This is a genomic window from Aquibacillus rhizosphaerae, from assembly GCF_030282825.1.
GTDB lineage: Bacteria > Bacillota > Bacilli > Bacillales > Amphibacillaceae > Aquibacillus_C > Aquibacillus_C rhizosphaerae.
In genome coordinates, this window is sequence record NZ_JASTZU010000036.1 from 165,764 (window position 1) to 176,439 (window position 10,676).

The 10,676-nt window shown below is 34.8% G+C and carries 10 protein-coding genes; 7 read left to right on the plus strand and 3 right to left on the minus strand.

The window, feature by feature from the left end:
- The first annotated feature begins 86 nt into the window (after positions 1-86).
- On the plus strand, positions 87-773 hold the full coding sequence (locus QQS35_RS11375; RefSeq protein ID WP_285932244.1) for a CAP domain-containing protein: 687 nt from the start codon (positions 87-89) through the stop codon (positions 771-773).
- Between the two features lie 235 nt (positions 774-1,008).
- On the opposite strand, the gene QQS35_RS11380 is transcribed toward QQS35_RS11375, so the two are convergent.
- A complete protein-coding gene (locus tag QQS35_RS11380; RefSeq protein WP_285932245.1) occupies positions 1,009-1,875 on the minus strand; it encodes a permease in 867 nt (288 codons plus the stop codon).
- A gap of 59 nt (positions 1,876-1,934) precedes the next feature.
- Positions 1,935-2,255 (minus strand): ArsR/SmtB family transcription factor, encoded by a 321-nt coding sequence (locus QQS35_RS11385; RefSeq protein ID WP_285932246.1) that lies wholly within the window; start codon positions 2,253-2,255, stop codon positions 1,935-1,937.
- Positions 2,256-2,460: 205 nt separating this feature from the next.
- Between QQS35_RS11385 and QQS35_RS11390 the strand changes: the two genes are divergently transcribed.
- From QQS35_RS11390 to QQS35_RS11400, 3 genes are read left to right on the plus strand one after another with little or no spacing between them, the layout of a single operon-like run.
- The gene (locus QQS35_RS11390; RefSeq protein WP_285932247.1) at positions 2,461-2,898 is read left to right on the plus strand and encodes a MarR family winged helix-turn-helix transcriptional regulator; all 438 of its coding nucleotides are present in this window, start codon (positions 2,461-2,463) and stop codon (positions 2,896-2,898) included.
- A 20-nt stretch (positions 2,899-2,918) separates the two neighbouring features.
- A complete protein-coding gene (locus QQS35_RS11395) occupies positions 2,919-3,896 on the plus strand; it encodes an ATP-binding cassette domain-containing protein (protein ID WP_285932248.1) in 978 nt (325 codons plus the stop codon).
- A 1-nt stretch (position 3,897) separates the two neighbouring features.
- Positions 3,898-4,725: an ABC transporter permease gene (locus QQS35_RS11400; RefSeq protein WP_285932249.1), complete on the plus strand. Its 828-nt coding sequence runs from the start codon at positions 3,898-3,900 to the stop codon at positions 4,723-4,725.
- A gap of 106 nt (positions 4,726-4,831) precedes the next feature.
- Here QQS35_RS11400 and QQS35_RS11405 read toward each other — a convergent pair whose 3' ends face one another.
- Complete coding sequence (locus tag QQS35_RS11405) at positions 4,832-6,307, minus strand: Na+/H+ antiporter NhaC family protein (RefSeq protein WP_285932251.1); 1,476 nt, start codon at positions 6,305-6,307, stop codon at positions 4,832-4,834.
- A gap of 218 nt (positions 6,308-6,525) precedes the next feature.
- Between QQS35_RS11405 and QQS35_RS11410 the strand changes: the two genes are divergently transcribed.
- From QQS35_RS11410 to QQS35_RS11420, 3 genes are all read left to right on the plus strand, one after another.
- The gene (locus QQS35_RS11410; RefSeq protein WP_285932253.1) at positions 6,526-8,007 is read left to right on the plus strand and encodes a methyl-accepting chemotaxis protein; all 1,482 of its coding nucleotides are present in this window, start codon (positions 6,526-6,528) and stop codon (positions 8,005-8,007) included.
- Positions 8,008-8,187: 180 nt separating this feature from the next.
- The gene (locus tag QQS35_RS11415; RefSeq protein ID WP_285932255.1) at positions 8,188-8,775 is read left to right on the plus strand and encodes a flavin reductase family protein; all 588 of its coding nucleotides are present in this window, start codon (positions 8,188-8,190) and stop codon (positions 8,773-8,775) included.
- 243 nt (positions 8,776-9,018) lie between these two features.
- Positions 9,019-10,167, plus strand: a complete 1,149-nt coding sequence (locus tag QQS35_RS11420; RefSeq protein ID WP_285932256.1) for an MFS transporter — start codon at positions 9,019-9,021, stop codon at positions 10,165-10,167.
- The last annotated feature ends 509 nt before the right edge of the window (positions 10,168-10,676 follow it).

The following is a 10,676-nucleotide window of genomic DNA, read 5'->3' on the forward strand; positions in this document are numbered from 1 at the left end:
ATGGATAGAAAACCTCTTAGGAAAGAGAATAATTAACTTTTAATTAGTAGATAGTATGAAAGAATAACTTTTAAGAGGTGATAAAGTTGAAAATTAAAATTTTGGGATCATGTTTAACTTTAATTTTTATACTAGTTGGATGTAATACAGGTCAAGATCAAGCATATCCAGAGGTTGACGATACACCTAATCAAGTTAACTATAGATCATCTGAACAACAAGGTGAAAATAACAGGATGAGAAAAGATTTACCGGTAAACCCTGGTCGAGAACAGAATATATTTACTACACCAAATCAAACGATCTATAATCAAAAAAATAGTTCAAATAATACAGGGGTAAGAATTGCCCCTGAAGATCAACAGAGGACAGCAGATAATACAAATGCTGCTTCAGTTAGTGACATCCAATCAGAAGTAATTGCTTTAACTAATCAACAACGTGAACAAAAGGGTTTACAACCTTTAAAAGAAGATAACGAGTTGGGTAGAGTCGCGCAAATAAAGGCGGAAGACATGGCTTCAAATAACTATTTTTCGCACACGTCCCCAACCTACGGATCACCTTTTGAAATGCTTGAAGAACTAGGTGTATCCTATTCAAATGCAGCAGAAAACATTGCGTCAGGGCAACAGTCTGCAGAGGAAGTAGTTAGAGCTTGGATGAATAGCCCCGGACATCGTGAAAATATTTTAAGTGAAAAAACAACGCATATTGGAGTTGGGTACACGAAACAGGGTGATTACTGGACACAGTTATTTATAAATAAGTAATGGAAAAATGTTAGCTGGTTTTTTACGGATATTAAGTATGGAAATCATGATTCTGTAAAATTTTTTCTTTTTCACTCTTGCAAGGTTCCTCATTGGGGAGCTTAGTGACTGCTGTTATTTTAATGTCGCAGCAGTCGGAATTGCTTTTATTTTTCCTTTGACATAATTTATTTATTATACGCCTCATAAAGTTCACCTCCTTCAATTAATCAAAATAAATTGATTATTTATTCATTCATATGATATAAAAGATGAAGCCTGCAAATGTAGACATCGTAATGACGGAAAGAACAAATAATACAACTAATTCAGTTTTAAATATTGACTTTAAAAGCATTATTTCGGGTAGACTTGCGCCAGCAGAACTTATCATCATTGCCATAACCGGACCAAGTGCCATTCCCTTCATTATTAGCACATGGGATATAGGAATCATACTAGATAAACGAATATATAACGGTATACCTGATACAGCGGCAAGAGGAACTAACCACCAGTGATCTCCGCTAAACGTGTTGGAAATCCATTCTGTAGGAACAATACCATGGAGAATTGCTCCAATTGCAGCCCCGACGATTAAGTAAGGATAGACAGTTTTCATCAGTTTAAAAGTTTCATTCCAAGCAAATTTGAAACTGAACTTTTTGGTTTTATCTTGGTATCCAGTCATGACCACATCTTTCACCGCTCTATTTAATCCTAATGCTTCAAGCGATAGGCCAATTAAGACTGAAAGAAGTACAGTCGACAGCGTGTAAATAATAACAACCTTCCACCCCAATAAAACACCCATAATAGTTAAGATAGTAGGGTCAAGTACTGGTGACGAAAATAGAAATATTATGACAATGCCAAACGGTATTTTTTTATGTAACATATTAACCACAATTGGAATGGTTGAACAGGAACAAAAAGGCGTTACAAAAGCAAAAATCAATGCAAAAAGTATGCCAATAATTTTGTTCTTACCTGACAACATTTTTTCGATTTTTTCAAATGGAAAAATACCTTGTAATAAACCAATTACAAACGAGATAACAATAAACAAAATAGTTAATTCAAGTGCAATTTTAATAAAACTAACAAACGTATCCAAAAACATAAATATTCCCCCAAGCCAATAAATCAATTTTTTTTGATTAATTAATCAAAAGCTACCCATTAAGATGGGCGGAATAAACAGCATAACTCTTCAGATAAAAGGTGATTAACTTCTTTTTCATTTAATTGGTAATAGCTCCATGTACCTCTTGTTTCTTTTATTAGTAGTTCTGCATCAAGTAAGATTTTTAAATGATAAGACAATTTAGACTGAGGCATGTCAATTAATTCTGAAAGGTCACAAACACATAAAGAGCTTCTTTGACAAATCAAATTCATAATTTCTAATCGTTTTTTATCAGCAAGTGCTTTAAATTTTTTTTCATACTTTTGAAAAGTTGTCTCCATCGTTTCATCAGTAACTGTGATTTCAGTTGACATTAATTATCACCCTTTATATCAATAATTGTTGATTAAATTATAATGTCAACTATTTCATTTTACAACATTAAATCAAAAAAAATTGATTTATTAAAATAAGTTTACAAAAATGAATTTCATGTGTGATCTATGATATAATATTTCGTATGCGAAATATTCGCTTGCGAACAATATGGAAGAACAATAATTAAAAGTAGGTATTAAAATGAAAAAAAATCCAGGAGCAGAAATTGCATCATTAATTAAAGAAATAAATGCTGTTATGAACTATCGATTGCGAGAAGCATTTAAAGATTCACAATTAACACCTCCCCAGATGATGGTTATATTTATGCTTGCAGAAGAAACCCAATTAAAAGTAAGTGATATTAGCAAGAAGATGAGCCTTGCTAATAGTACAGTATCCGGAATTTTAGACCGTTTGGAATCGCAAGGTTATATCAAAAGAGTAAGAAGTAATGCTGATAAACGAGTTGTTTATATAGAACCAGCCGAACAACTCAATGATCTACATGCATTCTATCATCAAACTGTTGCCAACTTTTTAGCAAATATTGTAGAGGGTGCAGATGAAAAGCAAGTTAATAAAATGGTAGATGGGCTTCAAACGCTAAGAGATTTCTTGAAAAATGATGAAGGATAGATACAGGAAGGATGGTTTGTGTGGGGAATATTGTAGAAGTGTCAGGGTTGAAAAAAAGATATAAAGATTTTGAAGCTGTAAAAGGCGTTGATTTATATGTAAAAGAAGGCGAGATTTTCGGATTTCTTGGTCCTAATGGTGCTGGGAAAAGTACAACAATAAATATGTTATCGACAATTATAAAACCCTCAGAAGGAATGGCAAAGGTGAATGGTTACGATAACGTAACAGAGAAAAATAAGGTGCGTGCAAGTATTGGACTGATATTTCAGGAATCAACATTAGATGAGAAGCTTACTGCCAATGAGAACTTGATGTTACATTGTAAGTTTTATGGAATAGAAAAACAAAAAAGAGAAGAACGAATTCAAGAAGTATTACAAATAGTTGATTTAACTGATAGGAGGTCTGACATCGTTGAGACGTTTTCAGGCGGCATGAAAAGAAGATTAGAAATAGCTCGAGGCTTACTGCATTATCCGAAGGTTTTGTTTCTGGATGAACCTACTGTAGGGTTAGATCCACAGACAAGAGCACACATTTGGGAATATATATTAAAGCTCAAGGAAAAAGCAGGTATAACAATTTTTCTTACGACGCATTACATGGATGAAGCTGAAATATGTGACCGTGTTGCAGTAATGGACAATGGTCAGTTGATTGCACTAGATACACCTGAACAATTAAAATCTAATGTTGGTGGAGATATTATTGAAGTTTCAACGGAAGATAATCAAACTGCAAAAAAAATAATAGAGGACACGTACCAAACGGAAGTAACAGAAATGGAAAATAACTTACTTAGTTTTCAAGTCAGTAAAGGTAGTGAGTTCTTAGTGGAATTTGTAAAGCAGTTCGATATCCCACTAACAAGTGTGAACTTAAGGCGCCCGACTCTTAATGATGTATTTTTACACCTTACGGGTAGAGAAATTCGTGAAGAAACGGTTTCACAAAAGGATTTAATGAAGAAGAATATGCAAAGGGGGCCGCATTAATATGGAAGGAATAATAGCGATTTGGCAAAGAGATGTAATCAAGTTTTTTAGAGACCGAGCTAGATTAATAGGGTCTTTTGCAATGCCATTTATGTTTTTGATTTTGTTTGGTAGTGGCATGAGTGGTGCTATGTCTTCCATGATGGGAGGAGCTAATCAAGGACCATTAGCAGATTTTGATTTTGTGCAATTTATGTTTCCTGGTATCATTGGTATGACCGTATTTAATACAGCAATATTTTCGGCACTATCCGTTGTTCAAGATAAAGAATTTGGTTATATGCGAGAGATTCTCGTCTCACCAATGTCTAGAGTTTCGATTGCGATTGGAAAAGTATTAGGTGGAAGCACAGTTGCGTTGTTTCAAGGATTAATGATGCTCATTTTTGTACCTTTTATTGGTGTATCCATTTCATTCGTAATGATATTTCAATTAATACCAGTTATGTTTCTGGTAGCATTTGCGCTTTCTTCTTTAGGTCTTTTAATAGCAAGTTCTTTAAAGACATCTCAAGGTTTCCAAATGATCATTCAGATATTGATTTTCCCTATGCTATTTTTATCAGGTGCTTTATTTCCTTTAAGTGGTATGCCTGCTTGGATGAACTTTTTAGTGAAAATAAATCCACTTACTTATTCTGTTGATATGTTTAAGAAAATTATACTTCAACCCGACCAAATGGCTCCTGCTTTAAGAGAAGCGATGGGCTTGGACTTAACCGTTTTTAATCATATCATTACGTTTTCAGAAGAAATTATAGTTGTAGCACTTCTTAGTATAATTTTTGTTGTACTTGCCACAATGAGGTTTTCTCGTACTGAAGCATAATTGAAAAAGGAAAAACCGTCATTGGTTTTTCCTTTTATTTATAAAATATTACATGTGGATCACATGTATAAACAGCGGTGCCCTGCACTTTTGTTACCAAATATGACTAATCACGAGGTGGTTCGGTTAACTCTTCATCATTTTTCCCTTGGTAACGTAATCCCCAACCAGTAAGGGCGGCAATAAGCATAACAAGGACCAAGAACCAACCTTGGAAGACGAATGGAAACACAGCAGTTGGTTGTACAACTGGAAGCCACTCATACGTTTCTTTCATCAGTTTAATCGTAGACCATCCGAGTAAGACTGGCGCCCCCCATGGAAAGATATAACCGAGTGCTGAAGTGACAGCATCCAACATATTGGCTCTCCTATATTTATGGATATGATATTTTTCACCTAGTTCTCGTACAAATGGTGCTGCGGCAATTTCCGCTGCTGTATTAATTGTAATTGCACTATTTAATAAAGCAACGATTGCCCAAATAGCAAATTCAGCACGACGAATGGATGTTTTGATCCATTTTACTAATACTTTAGTAATAACATCCATCGTACCACCTAGCTTGAGGAGATGAGCAGAAGCTACGATTAATAAAATTAAAATTGCCATATTTATATAGCCTGTTATCCCATTTATTAAAGCTCCTTCTACAATTGCATCGGAGTCAGGGTTAAATCGAATGATATCGGCTAGTGTTCCTATTTGTAAGAAAATAATAATTAAAATTGCTGAAATAATACCCCAAGTTAACGATGTAATTAAATGATGACCAGAAAGAGCCAAAATTAGAACGATTACAAATGGTATTAACATTACTAGACCACTAGGGTTGGTTGAATCTTGTATAGTAGCAACTGCAGATTGATCTGCAACAGCTTCACTACCCCCACCAAAAATGGCGAATAACATTGTCGTTGGAATCGCAGCAAATATCGCGTATTTGAACCGACTTCGTACAACACCCGGCACATCCGCATCCTGTGTTGTTGCAGAAACAATTGTGGTGTCAGAGACTGGTGCTAAGTTATCGCCAAATACTGCGCCTGCAAGAATCGCTGCAAATAACATGGTAGAATCTGCTCCTGTTGCAACCCCAGCAGGATACATTAATGTACAAAATGCCACTGTTGTTCCATAGCCTGTTCCAACTGCAGTAGAAAAAGTTGCGGCTAGTAGAAAAGTTAATGCAACGAAAAGTCCACCTGTAAAGCCTGTGAAAGAACCAATCCATACAAGCCCTTCTACCAATCCACCTACTTGTAAAACTTGGGCAAACATGCCCGCATAAAACCAAGCTACCATGGCAATTACTCCGATAGGTTGAGCTAATCCATCAAATAATCCTTGTGCATAATCAGCCCACTTGCTTCGACAAAAAAAGAGGCCAAGTGTTAGACCAAACATTGCCCCCATTACAAGTCCTATTTCTGATGACAGTTGTAATACACTTGTAGTAATTGCCCATATGACAAAAAACAAAAGTGGAACAGCTGCTCCAAAAGCACCTACACGGAATTCAAGCTTATCGACACTTTTTTCTCCGGTTGCACGCGCTAAACTATTTTTATCTTTTTCCACTTGTTTCCCTCCTATACTATATTGTTATCGTGTGTTTTTAGTTCGCCAGCTTCTGGCATTTGCCTATTTTATCACAAATGTTTAAAGATTCAGAACAATGAAATAAACATTTTAGTGACAATTATTTGAAAAAATTAAATTGTTAATTATTGGCCGCTCCTATATAATGATAATATACGACAGGAATATACAATATTCGAGTTATTGGAGGAGTGGCAATGAATTTAGTTGAGAATATGAAGTTACAAGATACGATGAAAAAAAACACGTTAATGCTGATTACCATAATGATCACAATGGGTGCAGGAATTGCTTTGACATTTAGTCAAGGTGATTATTTCACACTAAGTATTTATAGCGTTGATTTACTGTTAGTGGTAGTGCTATATGTCGTCTTCCAAAAAATAATGAAAAAACCGAATATACTACCCTATTTAATGATTTCGGTTGTTTATGCTTTTAATTTCCTTTTTGTATTCGTAAAAGATAGTAGCATTAATATTATATTGATAATCTTATTTATGGCAATTTATTCAGCGATTCACTTGAACCGAAAAATATTTTTCTATGGCTATTCATTAGGTTTTGCAGTTATTTTAGCCAACAATTTCTTAGCAACTGATAACAAAGAGGTAATCCAAGAGTTATTTAGTTATACCATTTTAATTTATTTATTAACTGGAATTATTTTTTATGTAGTAATCCGTTTAGCGCAGGACCAAACAGCAAAGTTAGAAGACTTTTTACTTCAGTCAGAACAAGAAACGAACCGGAAAGAAACCCAAAAAACACGTCTGGAACAAGATGTCACAGCAATCATTGAAAGTATTTCAGAAGTGAATGATCATTTGCAAACCAATTTAACTTCTCAAAATGAAATGGCCGCTGCTATTAATGAAGTATCGATTGGAAGTCAAACACAATCAGAGCAAATATCAGAAATAGCACAAAATACCAATGATACTAAAACTAACATTGATGAAGTACATCGTAAATCGATTGATTTATATGGGGCTTCAAACGAAGCAAGTAAGTTGACGGAAAATGGTAAAGGTAAAATAAATGAATTGAACGAAAATAATAAGACGTTAGAAAAGGTTATCCAAGATTTAAATGAAACCTTTGAAGTATTAACAGCAAAGATTTCTGAAACAAATACATTTGCAGGTACAATCAAAGAGATAACGGAGCAAACTAATTTACTGGCACTTAATGCGTCAATTGAAGCAGCGCGTGCTGGTGAAGCTGGTAAAGGTTTCGCTGTGGTAGCAGACGAAATTCGTAAGCTAGCTGATCTAACTGGACAAACAACAGAAAAAATTACAACGAACTTAGTTGATTTAAATGCCAGTAACAAGCAAGCGATCGATAAGATGGAGCAAAGTAGGCAAAATATTGAGACTAATGTGACAACTACAGGTGAAGTTACAGGCTATTTCGAACAAATTTCAAGCACGATGTATAAATTGGATGAAGGCTTGAAAGGCTTCACGTATCTAGCTGAAAAAGTCCAAGGACAATCAAATGGAGTGGAAAATTCCACGAACGATTTAGCTGCAATTATTGAACAAGCATCTGCAAGCTTACAACAGATGAATGCAACAGTTGAAACTTTATCAAACGGAAATCAACAGTTATCGAAGTTGATGGATGATACTGTTGAACGAGCGTTAGCTATTAAAGATAACTTTCAAGATTAATTATCGTTTTTCTAAACAGGGAAGCTACAATACCTAAACAGGTTATTAGCTTTCCTGTTTTTATCTTGTTTAACAATGGATGGAATTATTTAAACTTTTAATGACGATAAATTAGAAGTATAATTGTAAATTAAGTTTAACGGTTAAAAAAATCGATTATAAAAAGTGCGGGGGAAAAAAATGATCATTAAAAAAGATCAGTTTAACAACCACAACATGAGTAAGTTAATTAAAGGTGTTGTTGTACCAAGGCCGATAGCTTGGGTATCATCAATAGATAAAACGGGCATTCATAATATAGCCCCATTCAGCTTTTATACTGTAGCGTCTTTAGATCCAATCACGCTATGTTTTTCAGTAGGAAGTGGGGACGTAAATAACACAAAAGACACGTTAGCAAATATTAAGGAAACGAACGAATTTGTTGTTAACGTTGTTACAGAATCACTAGCTAATCAGATGTATGAAACGAGTAAATTCTACCAATCAGAAATTGATGAATTTGACGTAGCAAAGCTAAATACGGCAAAAAGTGAATACGTAAAAGCTCCTAGGTTAAAAGAGTCACCAATTGCTATGGAGTGTAAGTTAGATAGAATTATTAACGTGGGTACCAGTCATCTCATTCTAGGTGAGGTTGTTTGCTACCATATCGACAATGATGTTTATTCAGAAAATGATAAAGTAGATCCGGATAAACTAAACATAATTGGACGAATGGCTGGAGACTACGCTCATATTAATGATTATTTTAAATTACCTAGATAATGAAAAATTCATATCGTACTGTCAAAGTTAAGATATAACTGTCATGCTTAGCTTTTTTCTATTAACGGCGAGGTTACAAGCAGGACTAGATGCGAGTTAGTATTGATTAGAGTAGTACATACATAAACTTGAAAAGGTTTTCTTTTTTTAAGAAGAGTGATGTTGAAGTTTCATAGTTTTTCAAAAACATGACTAGCGATTTTAGCGTGTAAAATGCTCAACATAATAGGGGGAGAAGCTTCAGTGTCTAACAGAGATTCAATCGTTCCTTTAAAAATGCTATTGTTCTGTTTTCATGGTGCAAATACGATTATAGTTAGTTTTTTACCTTTATATTTACAATATAAAGGGTTGAGTGGTAAGGAGATAGGATGGGTTTTAGCAATAGGTCCAATGGCGGCTATTGTTTCACAACCGTTTTGGGGTTTCATGAGTGATAAATATCAAACAGTAAAGCGTATTTTAATAATATGTTTAATTGGATTATTAATCAGTAGTTCTATATTTCTACAAATGACTACAGTTCCTCTACTATTAACACTAGGAGCTATCTTTTTCTTTTTCTCTGCACCAATAGGCGCATTAGGAGATAGTTTGTCGCAACGAAGAGCAGATCATTTGGGGATATCATTTGGAACGATTAGAACATGGGGTTCTATCGGTTTTGCAACATCTTCTTTACTCGTTGGTGAATTTCTTTCAGCTGTTGGGATTCAATACTTGGTGTGGCCTTACTTACTTCTGGGTACAGCGGCGTTAGTCGTCTGTTTGAAACTTACGGATGTCAAAATTGATGCAGGAAAAATTCAATTGAGTGATGTTAAAAGACTATTTAGTAGTCGACCTTTCTTTATTTTTTTAGTCCTAATTATGTTTATTACTATTTCTCATCGTGCGAATGACAGCTTTATTGGTATATATATTTCACAATTAGGCGGAAGTGAAAGTCTCATAGGAATAGCTTGGTTTGTTGGTGTTGCAAGTGAGGCTTTGGTATTTGCTCTTGCAGGGCGTTGGTTCAAAAAGTTTCATCCTTTGATTTTTATCATCGGCGCAGGTTTTCTGTACACGATTCGTTGGTTCTTTTATTCATTTGTAGATGATCCGATATTTATTGTGGCTTTACAATTCTTACATGGATTAACATTTGGGGTCTTTTATTTATCTGCATTTCAATATGTCACACGGTTAATTCCAAGAGTCTTACAATCAACAGGACATCTTGTATTTGTCTCTGTGTTTTTTGGCCTTTCTGGTATCATTGGCTCTTTACTAGGTGGTTCACTAATCGATTCAATGGGGGGCGGATACTTATACTTATTCATGGGGTTTCTTGCACTAGTTGGAACCATTTTATTAACAATATACCACGTTTTACCATTTGGGAAATAGGCTTAATGAAATACCGCATTGTTTAGTACGTAGTTGTGGCTGAAAAAAGTTAAGAGAACTGATAATAGTTTGATCAAAACCAAAGGTAATTTTCCAAAAAAAATTTAGGACAGATAAAATATAAAGTACGCATTAAATATTATTAACTTTTGTAAAGTTCTTTTCTGTTTGAGTGTTAATTGAGATGTATTACTCCGTTCCGTCAGAACACTTCGCTCTCCACGGGCACGACTTCAGCTAACTCAGAAGAATATCGCTTCTGAGTGGATCCTCACCCGTGGGACTGCGATTACTAGTCCCAGCGAAAACATTTGCTGTTCCCGTAGGACAAGGAAAGCTACCTGAATTCACATCGCACGAAGAAAATCGAATTTTATTTTCGAGGAGTCTACGCATTCTGCCTTCACTTTTAATAGTTCTCTTAATCTAGAGATAGATGTTATTTATATTTATTGGACTATTTTCACTCGAAAGAAAGAAAAATTCACCGAGCGAAGGAAAAATGCGAC

Excerpts from the sequence above, each read along its gene's own strand:
- QQS35_RS11390 (WP_285932247.1), top strand. The coding sequence starts at position 2,461 with ATGAAAAAAAATCCAGGAGCAGAAATTGCATCATTAATTAAAGAAATA.
- QQS35_RS11385 (WP_285932246.1), bottom strand. The coding sequence starts at position 2,255 with ATGTCAACTGAAATCACAGTTACTGATGAAACGATGGAGACAACTTTT.
- QQS35_RS11400 (WP_285932249.1), top strand. The coding sequence starts at position 3,898 with ATGGAAGGAATAATAGCGATTTGGCAAAGAGATGTAATCAAGTTTTTT.
- QQS35_RS11410 (WP_285932253.1), top strand. The coding sequence starts at position 6,526 with ATGAATTTAGTTGAGAATATGAAGTTACAAGATACGATGAAAAAAAAC.
- QQS35_RS11380 (WP_285932245.1), bottom strand. The coding sequence starts at position 1,875 with ATGTTTTTGGATACGTTTGTTAGTTTTATTAAAATTGCACTTGAATTA.
- QQS35_RS11415 (WP_285932255.1), top strand. The coding sequence starts at position 8,188 with ATGATCATTAAAAAAGATCAGTTTAACAACCACAACATGAGTAAGTTA.